Annotated in this window: 22 protein-coding genes; 18 read left to right on the top strand and 4 right to left on the bottom strand. The window is 55.6% G+C overall.

Annotated elements, in window-relative coordinates:
• Positions 1-4: 4 nt before the first annotated feature.
• Together eno and queE are read left to right on the top strand one after the other, a co-directional pair.
• Positions 5-1,303: a phosphopyruvate hydratase gene (eno, locus tag NQH49_RS15140; protein ID WP_256697228.1), complete on the top strand. Its 1,299-nt coding sequence runs from the start codon at positions 5-7 to the stop codon at positions 1,301-1,303.
• A gap of 149 nt (positions 1,304-1,452) precedes the next feature.
• Entirely contained in the window at positions 1,453-2,124 is a 672-nt protein-coding gene (queE, locus tag NQH49_RS15135) for a 7-carboxy-7-deazaguanine synthase QueE (protein ID WP_256697226.1), read from the top strand.
• A gap of 33 nt (positions 2,125-2,157) precedes the next feature.
• On the opposite strand, the gene NQH49_RS15130 is transcribed toward queE, so the two are convergent.
• Positions 2,158-2,757 (bottom strand): inorganic diphosphatase, encoded by a 600-nt coding sequence (locus tag NQH49_RS15130; RefSeq protein ID WP_256697225.1) that lies wholly within the window; start codon positions 2,755-2,757, stop codon positions 2,158-2,160.
• 129 nt (positions 2,758-2,886) lie between these two features.
• The gene (gene queD / locus NQH49_RS15125) at positions 2,887-3,249 is read right to left on the bottom strand and encodes a 6-carboxytetrahydropterin synthase QueD (RefSeq protein WP_256698444.1); all 363 of its coding nucleotides are present in this window, start codon (positions 3,247-3,249) and stop codon (positions 2,887-2,889) included.
• A 293-nt stretch (positions 3,250-3,542) separates the two neighbouring features.
• On the opposite strand from queD, the gene cysJ reads away from it, so the two are divergent.
• From cysJ to NQH49_RS15110, 3 genes are read left to right on the top strand one after another with little or no spacing between them, the layout of a single operon-like run.
• Positions 3,543-5,345 carry an NADPH-dependent assimilatory sulfite reductase flavoprotein subunit gene (gene cysJ / locus NQH49_RS15120; RefSeq protein ID WP_256697223.1) on the top strand — a complete coding sequence of 601 codons (1,803 nt, stop codon included), beginning with the start codon at positions 3,543-3,545 and terminating at the stop codon, positions 5,343-5,345.
• Positions 5,345-7,069 (top strand): assimilatory sulfite reductase (NADPH) hemoprotein subunit, encoded by a 1,725-nt coding sequence (gene cysI, locus NQH49_RS15115; RefSeq protein WP_256697221.1) that lies wholly within the window; start codon positions 5,345-5,347, stop codon positions 7,067-7,069. Before cysJ ends, cysI begins: the two co-directional genes overlap by 1 nt.
• A complete protein-coding gene (locus NQH49_RS15110) occupies positions 7,066-7,800 on the top strand; it encodes a phosphoadenylyl-sulfate reductase (protein ID WP_101762598.1) in 735 nt (244 codons plus the stop codon). The genes cysI and NQH49_RS15110 overlap by 4 nt, the downstream gene beginning before the upstream one ends.
• Before the next feature lie 65 nt (positions 7,801-7,865).
• On the opposite strand, the gene NQH49_RS15105 is transcribed toward NQH49_RS15110, so the two are convergent.
• Together NQH49_RS15105 and NQH49_RS15100 are read right to left on the bottom strand one after the other, a co-directional pair.
• Complete coding sequence (locus NQH49_RS15105) at positions 7,866-8,150, bottom strand: YciI family protein (protein WP_008104557.1); 285 nt, start codon at positions 8,148-8,150, stop codon at positions 7,866-7,868.
• A 9-nt stretch (positions 8,151-8,159) separates the two neighbouring features.
• Positions 8,160-9,182 (bottom strand): aminopeptidase, encoded by a 1,023-nt coding sequence (locus NQH49_RS15100; RefSeq protein ID WP_256697220.1) that lies wholly within the window; start codon positions 9,180-9,182, stop codon positions 8,160-8,162.
• A 248-nt stretch (positions 9,183-9,430) separates the two neighbouring features.
• Between NQH49_RS15100 and cysG the strand changes: the two genes are divergently transcribed.
• The 13 genes from cysG (at position 9,431) to rpoS (ending at position 20,611) form a co-directional block, all read left to right on the top strand.
• Positions 9,431-10,846 carry a siroheme synthase CysG gene (gene cysG / locus NQH49_RS15095; protein WP_256697218.1) on the top strand — a complete coding sequence of 472 codons (1,416 nt, stop codon included), beginning with the start codon at positions 9,431-9,433 and terminating at the stop codon, positions 10,844-10,846.
• A gap of 9 nt (positions 10,847-10,855) precedes the next feature.
• Complete coding sequence (gene cysD, locus NQH49_RS15090; protein ID WP_007893231.1) at positions 10,856-11,764, top strand: sulfate adenylyltransferase subunit CysD; 909 nt, start codon at positions 10,856-10,858, stop codon at positions 11,762-11,764.
• A 10-nt stretch (positions 11,765-11,774) separates the two neighbouring features.
• Positions 11,775-13,202, top strand: a complete 1,428-nt coding sequence (cysN, locus tag NQH49_RS15085; RefSeq protein WP_256697217.1) for a sulfate adenylyltransferase subunit CysN — start codon at positions 11,775-11,777, stop codon at positions 13,200-13,202.
• Complete coding sequence (gene cysC / locus NQH49_RS15080; protein WP_154192311.1) at positions 13,202-13,807, top strand: adenylyl-sulfate kinase; 606 nt, start codon at positions 13,202-13,204, stop codon at positions 13,805-13,807. Before cysN ends, cysC begins: the two co-directional genes overlap by 1 nt.
• 55 nt (positions 13,808-13,862) lie before the next feature.
• Positions 13,863-14,183 carry a DUF3561 family protein gene (locus tag NQH49_RS15075; RefSeq protein WP_008104547.1) on the top strand — a complete coding sequence of 107 codons (321 nt, stop codon included), beginning with the start codon at positions 13,863-13,865 and terminating at the stop codon, positions 14,181-14,183.
• 171 nt (positions 14,184-14,354) lie between these two features.
• Positions 14,355-14,672, top strand: coding sequence for a cell division protein FtsB (gene ftsB, locus NQH49_RS15070; protein ID WP_007893240.1), 318 nt, complete (start codon positions 14,355-14,357; stop codon positions 14,670-14,672).
• Positions 14,673-14,675: 3 nt separating this feature from the next.
• The gene (gene ispD, locus NQH49_RS15065) at positions 14,676-15,392 is read left to right on the top strand and encodes a 2-C-methyl-D-erythritol 4-phosphate cytidylyltransferase (RefSeq protein WP_061719932.1); all 717 of its coding nucleotides are present in this window, start codon (positions 14,676-14,678) and stop codon (positions 15,390-15,392) included.
• Positions 15,392-15,874, top strand: a complete 483-nt coding sequence (gene ispF / locus NQH49_RS15060; protein WP_061719965.1) for a 2-C-methyl-D-erythritol 2,4-cyclodiphosphate synthase — start codon at positions 15,392-15,394, stop codon at positions 15,872-15,874. The genes ispD and ispF overlap by 1 nt, the downstream gene beginning before the upstream one ends.
• The gene (gene truD / locus NQH49_RS15055) at positions 15,871-16,914 is read left to right on the top strand and encodes a tRNA pseudouridine(13) synthase TruD (protein ID WP_256697216.1); all 1,044 of its coding nucleotides are present in this window, start codon (positions 15,871-15,873) and stop codon (positions 16,912-16,914) included. The genes ispF and truD overlap by 4 nt, the downstream gene beginning before the upstream one ends.
• Complete coding sequence (surE, locus tag NQH49_RS15050; RefSeq protein WP_256697214.1) at positions 16,895-17,656, top strand: 5'/3'-nucleotidase SurE; 762 nt, start codon at positions 16,895-16,897, stop codon at positions 17,654-17,656. Before truD ends, surE begins: the two co-directional genes overlap by 20 nt.
• Positions 17,650-18,276, top strand: coding sequence for a protein-L-isoaspartate(D-aspartate) O-methyltransferase (locus tag NQH49_RS15045; protein WP_008104533.1), 627 nt, complete (start codon positions 17,650-17,652; stop codon positions 18,274-18,276). Before surE ends, NQH49_RS15045 begins: the two co-directional genes overlap by 7 nt.
• A 172-nt stretch (positions 18,277-18,448) precedes the next feature.
• Positions 18,449-19,564 (top strand): murein hydrolase activator NlpD, encoded by a 1,116-nt coding sequence (gene nlpD, locus NQH49_RS15040; protein WP_256697212.1) that lies wholly within the window; start codon positions 18,449-18,451, stop codon positions 19,562-19,564.
• Positions 19,565-19,612: 48 nt separating this feature from the next.
• Entirely contained in the window at positions 19,613-20,611 is a 999-nt protein-coding gene (gene rpoS / locus NQH49_RS15035) for an RNA polymerase sigma factor RpoS (RefSeq protein ID WP_007893257.1), read from the top strand.
• The last annotated feature ends 113 nt before the right edge of the window (positions 20,612-20,724 follow it).

Below are 20,724 nucleotides of genomic sequence, written 5' to 3'. Positions count from 1 at the left end.
TCGAATGTCCAAAATCGTAAAAGTCATCGGTCGCGAAATCATCGACTCCCGTGGCAACCCAACTGTAGAAGCAGAAGTGCATCTGGAAGGCGGTTTCGTTGGTCTGGCTGCTGCGCCATCAGGTGCATCAACCGGTTCTCGCGAAGCACTGGAGCTGCGTGACGGTGACAAATCTCGTTTCCTGGGCAAAGGCGTAACCAAAGCGGTTGCGGCTGTTAACGGTCCAATCGCTAACGCGGTAACCGGTAAAGATGCCAAAGACCAGGCGAACATCGATAAGATCATGATCGAGCTGGACGGTACTGAGAACAAATCTAACTTCGGTGCTAACGCCATTCTGGCGGTTTCACTGGCTGCTGCTAAAGCTGCTGCTGCCTCTAAAGGCCTGCCGCTGTACGCACACATCGCTGAACTGAACGGCACCCCAGGCAAATACTCTATGCCACTGCCAATGATGAACATCATCAACGGTGGTGAGCACGCCGACAACAACGTCGATATCCAGGAATTCATGATTCAGCCAGTTGGCGCGCCAACCCTGAAAGAAGCCATTCGCATGGGTTCTGAAGTCTTCCATCACCTGGCGAAAGTGCTGAAGTCGAAAGGCATGAGCACCGCTGTTGGTGACGAAGGTGGCTACGCGCCAAACCTGGGTTCTAACGCCGAAGCGCTGGCTGTTATCGCTGAAGCGGTAAAAGCAGCAGGCTACGAGCTGGGCAAAGACATCACCCTGGCGATGGACTGCGCAGCATCTGAATTCTACAAAGACGGCAAATATGTGCTGGCTGGCGAAGGCAACAAAGCCTTCACTTCAGAAGAGTTCACGCACTTCCTGGAAGATCTGGCTAATCAGTATCCAATCGTTTCTATCGAAGATGGTCTGGACGAATCTGACTGGACTGGTTTCGCCTACCAGACCAAAGTGCTGGGCGACAAGATCCAGCTGGTGGGTGACGACCTGTTCGTAACCAACACCAAGATCCTGAAAGAAGGTATCGATAAAGGCATCGCTAACTCCATCCTGATCAAATTCAACCAGATCGGTTCACTGACCGAAACTCTGGCTGCAATCAAGATGGCGAAAGATGCGGGCTACACTGCGGTGATTTCACACCGTTCAGGTGAAACCGAAGATGCAACCATCGCTGACCTGGCGGTAGGTACTGCAGCTGGCCAGATCAAAACCGGTTCTATGAGCCGTTCTGACCGTGTTGCTAAGTACAACCAGCTGATTCGTATCGAAGAAGCGCTGGGCAGCAAAGCACCGTTCAACGGTCTGAAAGAAGTTAAAGGCCAGGCGTAATCGCCTGAGTATGCTGCCTGCGAGCAGCATCGTCTGAATAAAGCCCCGCCTTGTGCGGGGCTTTTGCTTTTATTTGGCACGAAGCAGCTGTTACTCAGCGCGCAAGATCTGCCATAATCTGCGCCTCAAATTTTAGACGTGAGTGAAAAATGTTCTACCCGATTAACGAAATGTTCCAGACGCTGCAGGGCGAAGGTTTTTACACCGGTGTTCCGGCGCTGTTCATCCGCTTACAAGGATGTCCGGTGGGCTGTAGCTGGTGTGATACCAAACATACCTGGGAAAAGCGGGCGGATCGGGAGACCTCGCTCGGCGATATTCTGGTTAAAACCGTGGAAAGCGATGCGTGGGGCAGCGCCGATGCGGCGATGCTGATCGACACCATTCAACGTCAGGGTTGGACCGCACGTCATGTGGTGATTACCGGCGGCGAACCGGCGATTTTTGATCTGCGCCCTTTGACGGAACAATTAGAAGCGGCGGGATTTGCCTGCCAGATCGAAACCAGCGGCACGCATGACGTGCAGTGTTCTGACGCGACCTGGGTGACAGTTTCACCCAAGGTGAACATGCGCGGTGGCTACGACGTATTGCCGCAGGCATTGCAGCGCGCAGATGAAATCAAGCATCCGGTGGCGCGTGAGCGTGATGTGGAAGCGTTAGATGAATTGCTGGCGGGATTGCACGACGAGAAAAAGCGCATTGTGGCGCTGCAACCGATCAGTCGCGGCGATGCGGCCACCAAGCTCTGTATTGAAACCTGTATCGCCCGCAACTGGCGGCTTTCGATGCAGACGCACAAATATTTGAATATCGCCTAAATTGTAGGGTCGCCATTCATGGCGACCGCAAACTTACTGTTTCGCTTTGTACGCATCAAACGCCTGTTTGATTTCAGTTTTGGCTTTCGCCGCATCTTCAAAACCATTTAGCTCAACTTTCTTCCGACCATCCGGCAATTGCTTATACACGCGGAAGAACGCCTGCAAACGCTCTTGCTCGATCTTCGGCAGGTCGCTCATCTCTTTAATTTCGTCATAGGTCGGGTCGATTTTGCTGGTTGGCACGGCGACGATTTTGTCGTCCTTTTCGCCGCCATCAATCATTTTCAGCACGCCAATCGGACGGAGTTTGATCAGTGTGCCTGGTTGTAGCGGCGCGCGGGTATAGAAAATCACATCCAGCGGATCGCCATCTCCCGCCAGCGACTGCGTCAGCGAGCCATAGTTTGCAGGATAGGCAACCGGCATTGACTGGAAACGGTCGGCAAAAATAAAGCCGGTTTTGGCGTCGGTTTCATATTTGATCATGCCGCCCGCTGGAATTTCGGTTACGGCAAAGAACTCATCCGGCACTTTATCCGGTTGCGGAAAATCGAGAATATTTTGCGCCTGAACGGCGGCAGAGGCGGAAACAAAAACTGCAATCAGGGAAAGGCGTTTTACCAGATTCATTGTTGATTCTCTTGATCTTTAATGAAGGAGACAACAACGTAGATGCGGCAGATGACAGTGGGATGAAAGGTAAGTAAAGAAGCGTACAGCAGGAAAGTCAGGCTGCACTGGCGCAGCCCGAAAACACAATTAACCTTTGTAAACGCAGCCGGCGGTGCAGGTCTCTTTAATCATCACCGCGCTCAATTCTGGCAGAATCGGCTTCATCTGATCCCAAATCCATTTCGCCAGCACTTCGCTGGTCGGGTTTTCTAAACCCGGGATGTCATTCAGATAGTGATGATCGAGGCGTTCATACAGTGGCTTAAACTTCGCCTTCAGTTCGGCAAAATCCATTACCCAACCGGTATGCGCATCCACTTCGCCGGTAATTTCTAATCGCACCAGGAACGAATGGCCGTGCAAACGCCCACATTTGTGGCCTTCCGGCACGTGAGGTAAGCGGTGGGCAGATTCGAACTGGAACTCTTTAAATAACGTGGTAGACATAATGGCTCTCAGACTTAAAAACCGCTGAAGTCTACCTGAATTGCAGATTTTTCGCACCCGCTGGCAACGAAAAGGGCATTTTGCGCCTTCTCAACGCCAAACGTCTAATTAACTCATTGAATCATATCGCCTTCATTTACCACTTTTGCTGGTTAACTTTACCCGAAAAACCACTTAGTCATTTTGGTTATTTAATATGTCGAAGGCGTATTTAATCGTTAATATACAGCCCGGTAACCTACGCATTCTTTCGCAACATATTGATCCGGACTTCTGACACTGGAATTTTTAACGCAATGACGACTCAGGCACCAGGTTCACTGCTTCCGTTATCACCGGAGCAACTCGCGCGCTTACAGGCGGCGACCACGGATTTCAACACCACTCAGATGGCCTGGCTCTCCGGCTACTTCTGGGGCATGGTCAATCAGACGCCGGGTGCGGTTGCCGCGCCAGCGCCGGTTCAGGCAGAAACCCCGACCATTACGCTGATCTCCGCCTCGCAGACCGGTAACGCGCGTCGCCTGGCTGAACAGCTGCGTGATGACCTGCTGGCCGCCAAGCTGAGCGTCAATCTGGTTAACGCCGGCGATTACAAATTCAAGCAGATCGCTCAGGAAAAGCTGCTGGTGGTGGTGACCTCCACGCAAGGCGAGGGCGAGCCACCGGAAGAAGCTGTGGCGCTGCACAAGTTCCTGCTGTCGAAGAAAGCGCCGAAGTTTGAAGGCACCGCGTTTGCGGTGTTCGGCCTTGGCGATACCTCTTATGAGTTTTTCAGCAAAGCCGGTAAAGACTTTGATGAGCGTCTGGCTGAGCTGGGGGCAGAACGTCTGCTGGATCGTGTGGATGCCGATGTTGAATACAAAGATCAGGCGAACGCGTGGCGTCAGCAGATCACTGAGATTCTGAAAGCGCGTGTGCCGAGCCAATCGCCAGCGCAGGCCGCCGTTACGGCGGCGGGCAGCGTTAATCTGGTCGACAGCAGTCCGTATACCAAAGAAGAGCCGCTGGTGGCCAGCTTTGCGGCTAACCAGAAGATCACCGGGCGCGATTCGGATAAAGATGTACGCCACATCGAGATCGACCTCGGCGATTCAGGCTTGCGCTACCAGCCGGGCGATGCGCTGGGCGTGTGGTTTGAAAACGATGACGCGTTGGTGCAGGAACTGCTGCAGCTGGTGTGGTTAAAAGGTGATGAGCCGGTAGAGGTGCAGGGCAAAAATCTGTCGCTGGCCGAAGCGCTGAAAACGCATTTCGAGCTGACGGTCAACACGCCACAAATCGTTGAGCAGTATGCGGGGCTGTCCCGCAATGATGCGCTGTTGGCGCTGGCCGGTGACAAGCCGAAGCTGCAGAGCTATGCGCAGAGCTTCCCGATTGTCGATATGGTGCGTCAGGCACCGACAGAACTGAATGCCGAACAATTAACTGGCCTGCTGCGCCCGCTGACGCCGCGCCTGTATTCCATCGCCTCATCACAGGCGGAGAACGAAACCGAAGTGCACATCACCGTGGGTGCGGTGCGCTTTGAAATTGACGGTCGCCAGCGCGGGGGCGGCGCCTCAACCTGGTTAGCGGATCGTATCGAAGAGGATGGCGAAATCCGCGTCTTCATCGAGCACAACGATAACTTCCGCTTACCGGCTAATCCGGAAACGCCAGTGATCATGATTGGTCCGGGCACCGGCATCGCGCCGTTCCGTTCCTTTATGCAGCAGCGTGACAACGATGGCGCAGGCGGTAAAAACTGGCTGTTCTTCGGCAACCCGCACTTTACTGATGATTTCCTCTATCAGGTGGAGTGGCAGAAGTACGTCAAAGATGGCCTGCTGACCCATATCGATCTGGCATGGTCACGCGATCAGGCCGAGAAAGTTTACGTACAAGATAAAATCCGCGCCAAAGGTGCGGAGGTGTGGCGCTGGTTACAGGAAGGCGCGCACCTTTACGTCTGCGGCGACGCCAATCGTATGGCGAAAGACGTTGAGCAGGCATTACTGGATGTGGTGGTCGAACACGGCGGCATGGATCGTGAAACGGCTGACGAATTTTTAAGTGAGCTGCGCATTGAGCGCCGTTATCAGCGAGACGTTTACTAATGAGCGAAAAACATCCTGGACCGCTGGTCGTTGAAGGCAAGCTGGTCGACGCTGAGCGTCTGAAAAAACAGAGCAACTACCTGCGCGGCACCATCCTCGACGATCTCGACGATGGTCTGACCGGCGGCTTCACCGGCGACAACTTCCTGCTGATCCGTTTCCACGGCATGTACCAGCAGGATGACCGCGATATTCGTGCCGAGCGCGCTGCGCAGAAACTCGAACCGCGTCACGCCATGATGCTGCGCTGCCGTCTGCCGGGCGGCATCATCACGCCAACGCAGTGGCTGGCGATTGATAAGTTCGCCACCGATAAAACCATTTACGGCAGCATCCGTTTGACTAACCGTCAGACTTTCCAGTTTCACGGCATTCTGAAGAAGAACGTGAAGCCGACGCACCAGATGCTGCATGAAGTCGGGCTGGATGCGCTGGCGACCGCTAACGACGTGAACCGTAACGTGCTGTGTACCTCGAATCCGGTGGAATCAGAGCTGCATCAGGAAGCATATGAGTGGGCGAAAAAGCTGTCAGAACATCTGCTGCCGCAAACCCGCGCTTACGCTGAAATCTGGTGGGACAAAGAGAAGGTCGCGACCACCGATAAAGAGCCGATTCTTGGCGAAACCTATCTGCCGCGTAAATTCAAAACCACGGTTGTGGTGCCGCCGCATAACGATGTCGATCTGCACGCCAATGACCTGAACTTCATCGCCATCGCCGAGAAGGGCAAGCTGATTGGCTTTAACCTGCTGGTTGGCGGTGGTTTGTCGATTGATCACGGTAACAAAGCGACCTACGCGCGCACCGCGAGCGAATTCGGCTTCCTGCCGGTTGAGAAGATCCTCGACGTGGCGGCTGCGGTGGTCACCACGCAGCGCGATTGGGGTAACCGTACCGATCGTAAAAATGCCAAGACCAAGTACACGCTGGAACGCGTCGGTGTAGAGACTTTCAAAGCGGAAGTGGAAAAGCGTGCCGGTCTGACCTTCGAACCGATTCGTCCGTATGCGTTCACTTCGCGCGGCGACCGTATTGGCTGGGTGAAAGGCATCGATGAGAAATGGCACCTGACGCTGTTCATCGAGAACGGCCGTTTGCTGGATTATCCTGGCCGTCCGCTGAAACGCGGCATTGCTGAAATCGCGAAAGTGCATCAGGGCGATTTCCGCCTGACCGCCAACCAGAACCTGATTGTGGCTGGCGTGCCGGAGAAGCAAAAAGCGCAGATCGAAGCCATCGCCCGTGAACACGGTTTGATGGAAGCGGTCACGCCGCAGCGTGAGAACTCGATGGCGTGTGTGGCGTTTCCGACCTGTCCGCTGGCGATGGCCGAAGCTGAGCGCTTCCTGCCGTCGTTCGTCACCAAAGTGGAAGAGATCATGCACAAGCACGGCGTCGGCGAAGAGCACATAGTGTTACGCGTTACCGGTTGCCCAAATGGTTGTGGCCGTGCTTTGCTGGCGGAGTTGGGTCTGGTGGGCAAAGCGCCGGGCCGTTACAACTTACATATTGGCGGCAACCGCGAAGGTACGCGCATCCCACGCATGTACCGCGAGAACATCAACGAAGGCGAAATCCTTGCCAGCATCGATGAACTGGTGGCGCGCTGGGCAACCGAGCGTCAGGCCGATGAAGGCTTCGGCGACTTCGTGATTCGCACCGGCATCATTAAAGCCGTGGTTGATCCCGCCCGTGATTTCTGGGACTCGGAGGCAGTATGACGGTACTCGATCTCGCAGCACTGAATGGTTCATCAAAAGTTGATCGCATTATGGCGCTGGCGGAAAGCAATGTGCAGCTGGAGAAACTCTCTGCTGAACAACGTGTGGGCTGGGCATTAGAACAGCTGCCAGGCGCATTTGTGCTGTCATCCAGCTTTGGTATTCAGGCGGCGGTTTTGCTGCATATGGTGACGCAGCAGAAGCCGGACATTCCGGTGATCCTGACCGATACCGGTTATCTGTTCCCGGAAACCTATCGCTTCATTGATGAGCTGACCGATAAGCTCAATCTTAACCTGCAGATCTTCCGTGCTGAGACGTCAGCGGCCTGGCAGGAAGCACGTTACGGCAAACTGTGGGAGCAGGGCGTCGAAGGGATTGAGCAGTACAACCAGATCAACAAAGTAGAACCGATGAACCGCGCGCTGGAAACGCTGGGCGCGCAAACCTGGTTTGCTGGCCTGCGCCGCGATCAATCTGGCAGTCGCGCCAGCTTGCCGGTGCTGGCGGTGCAGCGCGGCGTGTTCAAGATTCTGCCGATCATTGACTGGGATAACCGTCAGGTGCATCAATATCTGACCCAACACGGATTGAAATACCATCCGCTGTGGGATGAAGGTTATCTGTCAGTGGGCGATACGCATACCACCAAAAAGTGGGAACCGGGCATGGCCGAAGAAGAGACGCGCTTCTTCGGCCTGAAGCGCGAATGCGGGTTGCATGAGGGTTGATTGACCAGGTCGGCATAAATGCCGACCCTACAACGTAGGGAGCGCATTCATGCGCTCCTTTTTAATCAAATCCCTTTTAACACCGCAAACTCTTCCGCCGCACGCGTCACATTCACTTTCGTCACTTCGTAATGCGCCACTGCCACAAACGGATCTTCCGCCAGAATGGTGTCCAGCCGCGCACGATCAATATCCTTTACCAGCAGCACGCCGCCGGTGCGCGGATCTTTACGTCCCGCCGCAATAAATACGCCGCTGTCAAAGTAGCGGTTAAGCCACGCAACATGTGGGTCGAGTAACGCTTCCACTTCTTCTACCGGACGAAAATAGTTCAGATATACCACGTACATAGTGAATCCTCAGGTTGTCGGATTAGCGAGCTCGGTTAGCAGCGGCAGCAGAATCTTCACGCTGTCACGCGTGCGTTGCGTGATGCGGCCTGGCAGCCAGTGATCGAGATAGTTGAGGTTATCGCGCTCGGTTTGATGGCGCACGTTGCCTGCCGGGAAATGGCTGGAGCGCGCGCGCTGTTGCTGCCCATCTTTGTTGCCCAGCGCCCAGTTGGCGGCGGTGACATCCAGCAATGGCATGCCAGCTTTATCGAACGGATTGACGCCGGGATAATCGCGTGCGGTCATCGCGTGGCTGGCGGCGGAGATGCCGTAACGGTGCGCCAGCTGCACGGCCCGCGCGCTGGTCTGTTTGCGTACCGCTGATGGCGTATTGATGCCGCTATTAAAGTAGAGATGATCGCCGACAATCAAACTGTTGAGATCGATCACCAGCAGCGTGTTCTTCTTCTCCTGCACGCTCATGCGCGCCAGATAATCATCCATGCCGTGCAAACCCGCTTCACCGGCGCTCAGCGCCACAAAGCGCACGCCGTAGTGCAGCGGCGTTTTGCTGAGCGCCTGCGCCAGTTCCAGCATCACGCCAAGCCCGGAGGCATTGTCATCCACGCCCTGCAAACGCAGGCCGCCGAGATTGTTATCGGCTTCATGGCGGCTAAGCGGCGTCCAGGTATCCAGATGCGTGACGATCAGAATCTCTTGCGGTACTTCACCGGCACGTGCGGCAATCACCGACGTGGCCGTGACTTTGTGCGTGCGGCTTTCGCCCTTTTTCTCCAGCCAGCTATAGCTGGTTTTAAACTGGCGGGTATTACTCTGATATCCCAGCTGGCTGAACTGCTGTTGCAGATAATCGGCAGTCAGCAACTCGGCGGGACTGCCGCTCATGCGGCCGGGAAAATAGGTGGCGATATGGCGAAGCTGCTGTTCGGCAAAATGTCCTGGCGTGCTGTTGCTCGCAGCCTGAACAAAGAAAGGCAAACCGCCCGCGAGCAGTGCAGCCAGCACAGTGCGGCGGAGAGTGGCAAACATAGTTAGCGTCCTTTTCTGACATCCGGTCATGCTAAAAAAATTCCGACTTAGTATGAAACTGTGACGACGCTTGCACAATTTGATTTGCTCCGAAACACCAGCAATATCATTTGTTAAGCACAAAATGTTATCAGCAATCCTGGGTCGTTATTCCATTCGGTAACTACTCATTCCAATTCGTAATTTCATCTGTCCGAAGGGCGGGACGTATAGTCGCGTTAACTTATTGTAAAACTAGCAAGGTTAACGTGGATTATCTGCCTCTCTTTGCCGATCTTAAAAGCCGTCCGGTGCTGGTTGTCGGCGGTGGCGAAATCGCTGCGCGCAAAATAGAACTGCTGCGGCGTGCCGGTGCGCGCGTGCTGGTCGCCGCGCGCGAACTCGGCCATGAGCTGCAGGCGCTGCTGGAAATTGAGGCGATTGAATGGATCGCCCACAGCTTCGATCCGGCGCAGCTGGATGGCGTGTTCCTTGTGATTGCCGCTACCGATGACAACGCGCTTAACGCGCAGGTGTTCGATGCCGCCAACGCGCGCCACAAGCTGGTGAACGTGGTGGACGATCAGCCGAAGTGCAGCTTTATCTTCCCGTCGATTGTCGATCGCTCACCGCTGGTGGTAGCGATCTCCTCCAGCGGCACCGCGCCGGTGTTAGCGCGTCTGCTGCGTGAGAAAATTGAAGCTTTACTGCCGGCCAATCTCGGACAGATGGCTGAAGTGGCCGGGCAGTGGCGCGACAAGGTGAAGCAGCGCTATCACCGCATGTCTGAACGCCGTCGTTTCTGGGAGCGCGCCTTTAACGGTCGGTTCGCCAGCCAAATGGCGGCGGGCAACGTCAATGAAGCGCGCCGTACGCTGGATCACGAGCTGGAAAACGATAACGACAATCAGGGTGAAATCACGCTGGTAGGCGCCGGTCCGGGCGACAGCGGTTTGCTGACGCTGCGTGGCTTGCAGGTGATGCAGCTGGCCGATGTGGTGTTGTATGACCATCTGGTCAGCGACGAAGTGCTTGAGCTGGTGCGCCGTGATGCCGACCGCATCTGCGTCGGTAAACGCGCCGGTGCGCATTCGGTGCCGCAGGAAGAGACCAATCAGATGCTGGTGACGCTGGCTAAACAGGGCAAACGCGTGGTGCGGCTAAAAGGCGGCGATCCGTTTATCTTTGGCCGCGGTGGCGAAGAGTTGCAGGCGGCGCAGGCGGCGGGCATTCCGTTCCAGGTGGTGCCGGGCATCACCGCGGCGGCAGGCGCAACCGCCTATGCCGGTATTCCGCTGACCCATCGCGACCACGCGCAGAGCGTGCTGTTTATTACCGGTCACTGCCGCGCTGATGGCGACGGCATTGATTGGCCGTCGCTGGCGCGCGCACGTCAAACCTTAGCGATTTACATGGGCACGGTGAAAGCGGCGGAAATCGCTGCCGGGCTTATCGAACATGGCCGCGCGGCCTCCACACCGGTGGCGGTGATTGGGCGCGGTACGCGTCAGGATCAGCAGGTGCTGACCGGAACCTTAGAACAACTGGAAGCGCTGGCAGCCGCCGCGCCCACGCCAGCACTGTTAGTGATTGGCGAAGTCGTAAATTTGCACGGGCAATTGGCCTGGTTCCAACATTCGGCACAGCAGGGGGCTCGCGAGTCCGCCGTTGTCAATTTGGCTTGAGGAAAAATTATGGACCAAAATCGACTTACTCATCTGCGCCAGCTGGAGGCAGAGAGTATCCATATCATCCGCGAGGTGGCGGCCGAGTTCAGCAATCCGGTGATGATGTACTCCATCGGCAAAGACTCCTCGGTCATGCTGCATCTGGCGCGCAAAGCCTTCTATCCGGGCACGCTGCCGTTTCCGCTGCTGCATGTTGATACCGGCTGGAAATTCCGTGAAATGTACGAGTTCCGCGATCGCACCGTGAAAGCGATGGGCGCGGAGCTGCTGGTGCATCGCAACCCTGAAGGCGTGGCGATGGGCATCAACCCGTTTGTCCACGGCAGCGCCAAACACACCGACATCATGAAAACCGAAGGCCTGAAGCAGGCGCTGAACAAATACGGCTTTGATGCGGCCTTTGGCGGCGCGCGTCGTGATGAAGAGAAGTCGCGCGCGAAAGAGCGTATCTACTCCTTCCGCGATCGCTTCCACCGCTGGGACCCGAAAAATCAGCGTCCTGAGCTGTGGCACAACTACAACGGCCAGATTAACAAAGGCGAAAGCATCCGCGTGTTCCCGCTCTCCAACTGGACCGAGCTGGATATCTGGCAGTACATCTTCCTCGAGAATATCGAGATCGTGCCGCTGTATCTCGCCGCGCCGCGTCCGGTGCTGGAGCGTGATGGCATGCTGATGATGATCGATGACGACCGTATCGATCTGCAGCCAGGCGAAGTGATCAAACAGCGCATGGTGCGTTTCCGTACCCTTGGCTGCTGGCCGCTGACCGGCGCGGTGGAATCAGAGGCGCAGACGCTGCCGGAAATTATTGAAGAGATGCTGGTCTCCACCACCAGTGAACGCCAGGGCCGCGTGATTGACCGCGACCAGGCCGGTTCGATGGAAATGAAGAAACGTCAGGGTTATTTCTAAGGAGACGCAGATGAATACCGTTATTGCACAACAGATTGCCGATCAGGGCGGTGTAGAAGCCTGGCTGACCGCGCAACAACACAAAAGCCTGCTGCGTTTCCTGACTTGCGGTAGCGTCGACGACGGCAAAAGTACCTTGATTGGTCGCCTGCTGCACGACACGCGTCAAATTTATGAAGATCAGCTCTCCTCGCTGCACAACGACAGCAAACGCCACGGCACCCAGGGCGAGAAGCTGGATCTGGCGTTGCTGGTTGATGGCTTGCAGGCCGAACGTGAGCAGGGCATCACTATCGATGTGGCGTATCGCTACTTCTCGACCGAAAAGCGCAAATTTATTATTGCCGACACGCCGGGACACGAGCAGTACACCCGTAACATGGCGACCGGTGCATCAACCTGCGATTTGGCGATCCTGCTGATCGATGCGCGTAAAGGCGTGCTGGACCAGACGCGTCGTCACAGCTTTATCTCCACGCTGTTAGGCATCAAGCATCTGGTGGTCGCCATCAACAAGATGGATCTGGTCGAGTACAAGCAAGAGACCTTCGAGCAGATCAAACAGGATTACCTCGATTTTGCCGCGCAGCTGCCGGAAGATCTCGATATTCGCTTTGTGCCGATGTCGGCGCTGGAAGGCGATAACGTGGCAACGCCAAGTGTCACCATGCCGTGGTACAGCGGCCCAACACTGCTCGATGTACTAGAAACCGTTGAACTGAACCGCGTGGTGGATCATCAGCCGATGCGTTTCCCGGTGCAGTATGTCAACCGTCCTAACCTCGATTTCCGTGGTTATGCCGGTACGCTGGCTTCGGGCGTGGTGAAAGTCGGCCAGCGCGTGAAAGTACTGCCTTCAGGCGTGGAATCCACCGTTTCGCGCATCGTCACCTTTGATGGCGACCTGCCTGAAGCGGGCGCCGGTGAAGCGATTACGCTGGTGCTGAAAGATGAGATCGACATCAGCCGTGGCGATCTGCTGGTGGATGCGGAAGCCGAACTGCAGGCAGTGCAATCCGCCAACGTTGACGTGGTGTGGATGGCGGAACAGCCGCTGCAGCCGGGGCAAAGTTATGAAGTGAAGATCGCCGGTAAGAAAACCCGCGCACGCGTTGAGAAAGTGATCCATCAGGTGGAGATCAATTCGCTGGAGAAGCGCACGGTGGACAGCCTGCCGCTTAACGGCATTGGCCTGGTGGAACTGACCTTTGACGAACCGATGGTGCTGGATGCTTATCGCCAAAATCCGGTAACCGGCGGCATGATCTTTATTGATCGCCTAAGCAACGTGACGGTTGGCGCGGGCATGATCAATCAGCCGCTGACCGATATGCGTGCGCAAGCGGGCCAGTTCAGCGATTTCGAGCTGGAACTGAACGCGCTGGTACGTCGTCACTTCCCACACTGGAACGCACGCGATCTGCTGGGTGGCAAGTAATGGCGCAGCACGATGAAAACGTGGTGTGGCACGATCATCCGGTAACGCGCGAGGAGCGCGAACAGCAGCACGGCCATCAAGGCGTGGTGCTGTGGTTCACCGGGCTGTCCGGCTCGGGGAAATCCACCGTGGCCGGCGCGCTGGAGCAGGTGCTGCATCGGGCGGGGGTGAATACTTATCTGCTGGATGGCGACAACGTGCGTCACGGCCTGTGCCGTGACCTCGGCTTCAGCGATGACGATCGTAAAGAGAACATTCGCCGCGTCGGCGAAGTGGCGAAACTGATGGTCGATGCCGGTTTAGTGGTGTTGACCGCCTTTATCTCGCCGCATCGTGCGGAACGCAACATGGTGCGGGATCTGCTCGCGGAAGGGCAGTTTATCGAAGTGTTTGTCGATACGCCGTTGGCGGTGTGCGAAGCGCGCGATCCCAAAGGTTTGTACAAAAAAGCCCGTGCCGGTGAGCTGCGAAATTTCACCGGCATCGACAGCGTTTACGAGGCGCCAGACGCCCCGGAAATCCACCTTGATGGCGAACAATTGGTTACAAAACTCGCCGGCCAATTGTTAGACCTGCTGCGTCACCGCGATATCATCAGATCCTGAACCGACAGCGGCAAATCCCTCTGGGTTTGCCGCGCTTAGCGTCAACAGGATCTCTATGCAGAACGTAACGCCCATGCTAGCCCGTAAAGATGAACGCACCCCGGATGAGCCTCGCTCGTCACTGCCGGGCGGCGTGTTTGGCTTTCTCTCGTACTGGTGCGCGCTGGCGATTCCGTTCATGCTCTACGGCTCCAACACGCTGTTCTTCTTCCTCTACACCTGGCCATTTTTCCTCGCGCTGCTGCCGGTTTCGGTGTTGATTGGCATCGTGCTCAGCCTGATGATCCGCACCCACTTGTTCTGGAGCGGTATCGCCACGGCGATGGTGGTGATATGCCTGTTCTGGCTGCTGTTCTCATTTCTCTCCGGTTGGTAACGCCCAGCAGATGTGCAAACGCATCGGCAGGTTACAAAACTTTACCTGCCGTCTCGCCTCCTACTCTGGCATTATTTGTCCGGCTAAACGCCCGTGCGCGGCATTTTCGCCGCCGCTGTGGAGTCCAGCGTCAAGTTATGGGATGATTGGGCCGTTTTTCAGGGGGCGGGGATGGGAAAACTGACGTTACTGCTACTCGTGCTGCTGGGATGGCTTCAATATTCCCTGTGGCTGGGTAAGAACGGTATTCATGACTATACGCGCGTCAACGAAGACGTCGCGTCACAACAGGCGAATAACGCCAAGCTTAAAGCGCGTAACGATCAGCTATTCGCCGAAATTGACGATCTCAATGGCGGCTCGGAAGCGATCGAAGAACGCGCACGTAATGAACTGGGCATGATTAAGCCCGGTGAGACTTTCTATCGTCTGGTGCCAGACCAGAACAAACGTAACGCGCAACAAGCTGCGCAAAATCAACAACGATAAGCCATGAACAAGCGCCCGATCCTTGCGGATGTGATTGCTGTGGTGCCCGCCGCAGGTGTGGGCAGCCGTATGCAGGCTGCCTGCCCAAAACAGTATCTGACCATTGGTCAATTCACCCTTCTTGAACACAGCGTCGCCCGTCTGCTGGCACATCCTGCGGTAAAACAGGTAATTGTGCCGGTCAGTAATGATGATGGCTGGTTCGATTCACTGCCGCTGGCGCAGGATTCCCGCATTCTCAGAGTGACCGGTGGCGACACGCGCGCCGAATCAGTGCTGGCGGGTTTAAACGCCATTCAACACAGCGAATGGGTGCTGGTGCACGACGCCGCGCGTCCTTGCCTGCATCCGGACGATTTAGCGCGCCTGTTAGCGGTACGTGAATACAGCAAGGTTGGCGGGATTCTGGCCGCGCCGGTGCGCGACACCATGAAGCGCGCCGAACCCGGCAAAACCGCCATTGCCCACACCGTTGAACGCGAGGATTTATGGCACGCGTTAACGCCGCAATTTTTCCCGCATCAGCTGCTCACCGCTTGCCTGACGCGCGCACTCCATGAAGGCGCTACCATTACCGATGAAGCGTCGGCGCTGGAGTATTGCGGTTATCACCCGGCGTTGGTGAGCGGACGTAGCGACAATATTAAGGTGACGCGGCCAGAAGATCTGGCGCTGGCGGCCTTCTACCTTACCCAGATTCAGTTACAGGAGAGCGCATGATGCGTATCGGTCACGGTTTTGACGTTCACGCTTTTGGCGGCGAAGGTCCGTTAGTGATTGGCGGGGTGCGTATTCCCTTCGAACACGGTTTTATTGCCCATTCTGATGGTGACGTGGCGCTGCATGCGTTGACGGATGCTTTACTCGGCGCGGTGGCGATGGGCGATATCGGCAAATTATTCCCGGATACCGATCCGGCGTTTAAAGGCGCTGACAGCCGCGGTTTACTGCGTGAAGCCTGGCGTCGTATTCAGCTGAAAGGCTATCGCATCGGTAACGTCGATGTGACCATCATTGCGCAGGCACCGAAAATGTTGCCGCATGTGCCGCAGATGCGCGTCAATATCGCCGAAGATCTCGGTTGCCATATGGACGACGTCAACGTTAAAGCCACCACCACCGAAAAGCTGGGCTTTACCGGTCGTGGCGAAGGCATTGCCTGTGAAGCGGTGGCGCTACTGATAAAGGCCGATCAGGCATGAGTGAGCTGCATTACCTGCACGGCGTGCCCGCAGCCACCGGCGTTATCAAAGCCAATCCCGAAGATTTTGTGGTGATTGAAGATCTCGGCTATCCCTACGATGGCGAAGGCGAGCAGCTGCTGGTGCGCATCCGTAAAATTGGCTGCAATACGCGCTTTGTCGCCGAGGCCATTGCCAAATTTCTTGGCGTACCGGTGCGCGATCTCAGCTACGCCGGCATGAAAGATCGTCATGCGATCACCGAGCAAACGCTCTGTTTCCGTGTGCCCGGCAATGGCATGCCGAATCTGGCGGGATTCCAGCTGGAAGGCGTTGAGATCCTGCAGGTAATTCGCCACAAGCGTAAACTGCGTACCGGCGCGCTGGCGGGCAATGCGTTCCGCTTAGTGGTGCGTCAGATTTCCGATCGCCGTGAAGTCGACGCACGTTTGCAGCAGATTCAACAGCGCGGGGTGCCGAACTACTTTGGTGAGCAGCGCTTTGGTCGCGGCGGCAATAACCTGACGCAGGCGAAACAGTGGGCGAAGGAGACATTCCGTCCGCGCGATCGCAATATGAAAGGTTTGCTGTTGTCAGCGACCCGCAGCCATCTGTTTAATCAGGTGACCAGCGCGCGTTTGCAGCGTGATGGCGCTCTGGACGTGGTGCAGGTGGGCGATGCGGTGCAGCTGGCCGGACGCGGCAGCTGGTTTGTGGCGCAGGCGGAAGAGTTGCCTGACGTACAGCAGCGCGTTGATAATCACCAACTGCGTATCACTGCGCCGCTGCCTGGGCGTGGCGATCCGGGTCCAGAAGGTGACGCGTTGCTTTTTGAGCAACAGAGCCTGGCAGGCGCAGAAGAATTGATTACACTGCTTGAGCGCGAGCGCGTTGATGCCGCGCGTCGTGCAATGCTGGTGGTGCCAAAGGATTTGCGCTGGGAATGGTGGGACGATATGACGCTGGAGATGCAGTTCTGGCTGCCCGCCGGCAGTTTTGCCACCAGCGTGGTGCGTGAGCTTCTCCAACAAGAAGGTAACGATGCGGATATTGCTGAGTAACGATGATGGAATTCATGCGCCGGGTATTCAGACGCTGGCGCGTGCTTTACGTGAGTTTGCCGAGGTGCAGGTTGTCGCGCCCGATCGCAATCGTAGCGGCGCATCAAATTCGTTAACGCTGGAAACGCCGCTGCGTACTTTTACGCACGAAAATGGTGATATCGCGGTGCAGATGGGCACGCCAACTGACTGCGTGTTCCTCGGCGTCAACAAGCTGATGCAGCCGCGTCCCGACATCGTGGTGTCCGGCATTAATGCCGGTCCGAATCTTGGCGACGATGTGATTTACTCCGGTACCGTCGCTGCGGCGATGGAAGGGCGCCATCTGGGCTTGCCTGCACTCGCCGTCTCGCTCAACGGACATCAGCATTACGACACCGCCGCATCCATCACCTGTACGCTGTTACGCGCGCTATCGCGAGCTCCGCTGCGTACTGGCCGCATTCTCAATATCAACGTGCCGGATTTGCCGTTAGCGGAGATCAAAGGTTTCCGCATTACCCGCTGCGGCAGTCGTCATCCCGCCGATCAGGTTATCTGCACCGAAGATCCGCGCGGCCAACCGCTTTACTGGATTGGCCCGCCGGGGCAAAAGCTGGATGCTGGTCCGGATACCGATTTCGCTGCGGTGGATGCGGGCTATGTTTCGCTGACCGCGTTGCATGTGGATTTGACCGCGCATGCAGCACAAGAGGTATTAAGTGACTGGCTGATCCAGGCAGAGGTAAAACTCGCATGGTGAATCGCCGCATCGAAACGCTTTTGGAGCAACTGCGCGCGCAGGGCATTCATGATGAACACCTGCTGAAAGCCATTGCCGATGTGCCGCGCGAGCGTTTTATCGATGAGGCGTTTGAACATAAAGCCTGGGAAAACGTCGCGCTGCCCATTGGCAACGGCCAGACTATCTCTCAGCCTTACATGGTGGCGCGCATGACCGCCTTGTTAGAGCTCACGCCGGAATCGCGCGTGCTGGAAATCGGCACCGGTTCTGGCTATCAGACCGCTATTCTGGCGCATCTGGTTAATCATGTTTATTCCGTCGAACGCATCAAGGGTTTGCAGTGGCAGGCTAAGCGCCGCCTCAAGCAACTCGATCTGCACAATATTTCTACCCGACATGGCGATGGCTGGCAGGGCTGGGCAACGCGTGGCCCGTTTGATGCCATTATCGTGACCGCCGCACCACCTGAAATTCCGACTTTACTGATAGCGCAATTAGGTGACGGCGGCAAAATGGTGCTGCCGGTTGGTGAGGATCAGCAGGTGTTGAAGCGTTTGCGTCGTCAGGGCGATGAATTAATTGAAGAAATCATCGAGCCCGTACGCTTTGTGCCGTTGGTTCAGGGCGATCTGGCCTGAGCCATCCTTACGCAATTCTTCACAACTGTTACATGGCACGGCGCAGTTGATATTGTTACTATCCTTGTTTATCAATGCTAAAAACCGTTTTTAACGTTACGCGCAGTGGATAATGCGGTTAACGCCGTTACACATTTATATTCAGGGTTGCCATCACGGGGGATCAGTGAGCATGGGAAGCACAGCATTTCAATTACGCCGTTTGGCGGCACTTTCTTTGGTAGGTTTTTGGCTGGCGGGCTGTAGTTCTGGCGATAATACACAGGCACCCATTAGCCAGATTGGTGGTAACAGCGGCGATAGCGGTATAGCTTCAGCCCCAAGTGGCGGCATGATCTCTTCGCAAAACAGCGCTGTGCCTGCGATGCCGCGTGGCGGAATGTTAAGTGGCGGCACACCATCAGCGCAACCGTCAGGTGGAATGGTAAGTGACAATAACAATGTGGCCACAGAAAATGGTCGCATTGTGTACAATCGCAATTATGGGAATATTCCTAAAGGTAGTTACGGCGGTGAAACCTATACCGTAAAGCGTGGCGATACCTTGTTCTATATTGCCTGGATTACCGGCAACGATTTCCGCGATTTGGCACAGCGTAACAACATCGCAGCCCCGTATGGCTTGAATGCTGGGCAAACGCTGCAGGTGGGCAACGGCAACGGCCAAACCATCACCGGTGGAAACGCTATCACCGTGGCTGATGCAACACAGGGCGGCGTGCCGGTTACCCCGAGCCAGACGCAAATTAAATCCACCCCTGTTGCACAGCAACCTGTTATTACGTATTCTGATGATTCGGGTAATTCGTCGGGTAGCAAGTTGCTGCCGTCGAAAGGAGCAAATAATGTGGCAACGACCACAGCTCCGGTTGTCGCACCACCTACAGTCAGCAGCACGACAAACAGCACAACTCCAGTGGGAAGCTGGCGTTGGCCGACTGATGGGAAGATCATCGATAACTTCTCCGCTGCGGAAGGCGGAAACAAAGGTATCGATATCGCCGGTTCGCGTGGACAACCTGTTGTCGCCACAGCTTCGGGAAGAGTGGTGTACGCAGGCAACGCGCTCCGTGGGTACGGTAATTTAATCATCATCAAACACAATGATGACTACCTGAGCGCCTACGCCCACAACGACTCTATGCTGGTCCGGGAACAACAGGAAGTTAAGGCGGGGCAAAAAATCGCTACCATGGGTAGCACCGGTACCAGTTCAGTACGATTGCACTTTGAAATTCGTTACAAGGGGAAATCCGTAAACCCGTTGCGTTATTTACCGCAGCGATAATCCGGCAGAACCTTGGTTCTGCCCTTGGATCACGGGTAGGAGCCGCTAATGAACCAGAATACGCTGAAAGTTAACGATTTACATGAAGATGCGGAATTCGAGGAAAACAACGGAGCTGAGGTTTTTGATGAGAAGGCTCTCGTTGAGAACGAACCTGGTGATAACAACGACGTAGCGGAAGAAGAGCTGTTGTCACAGGGTGCGACGCAACGCGTTTTGGATGCGACGCAGCTTTACCTCGGCGAGATTGGTTATTCACCGCTGCTGACGGCAGAAGAAGAAGTCTTCTTTGCGCGCCGTGCACTGCGGGGTGACATTCCTTCTCGTCGCCGCATGATTGAAAGTAACTTACGCTTGGTAGTAAAGATTGCCCGTCGTTACAGCAATCGTGGTCTGGCGCTGCTGGATCTGATTGAAGAGGGCAATCTCGGCTTGATTCGCGCCGTAGAGAAGTTTGACCCAGAACGTGGGTTCCGTTTCTCAACTTACGCCACGTGGTGGATTCGTCAGACAATTGAACGGGCGATCATGAATCAAACCCGTACCATCCGTCTGCCAATTCACATCGTTAAAGAGTTAAATGTTTACCTGCGTACCGCGCGTGAACTTTCGCACAAGCTTGATCATGAGCCAAGTGCTGAAGAGATTGCCGAGCAGCTAGACAAGCCTGTTGATGACGTGAGCCGTATGCTGCGTCTCAATGAGCGCATTACCTCGGTCGATACACCTTTGGGTGGCGATTCCGAAAAAGCGCTGCTGGATATCCTGGCCGATGAGAAAGACAACGGTCCGGAAGACACCACGCAAGACGATGATATGAAACAGAGCATCGTTAAGTGGTTGTTTGAACTGAATGCCAAGCAGCGTGAAGTGTTGGCGCGTCGTTTCGGCCTGTTAGGCTATGAAGCGGCAACGCTGGAAGATGTAGGTCGTGAAATCGGGTTGACCCGTGAACGCGTACGTCAGATCCAGGTGGAAGGACTGCGTCGTCTGCGTGAGATTCTGCAGACGCAAGGTTTGAACATCGAAGCACTGTTTCGCGAATAACAGAATACGTGGTTAATACAAGAAGCGGTGGTGAAAACCACCGCTTTTTTATTGGTTATAATATACTGACAGTGCTTCTTTAACTCATCGCAATAAAAGCTTGTAACGCTATC

It is taken from the genome of Pantoea trifolii, from assembly GCF_024506435.1.
Taxonomy (GTDB): domain Bacteria; phylum Pseudomonadota; class Gammaproteobacteria; order Enterobacterales; family Enterobacteriaceae; genus Pantoea; species Pantoea trifolii.
This window is presented reverse-complemented; position numbering and strand designations above follow the sequence as displayed.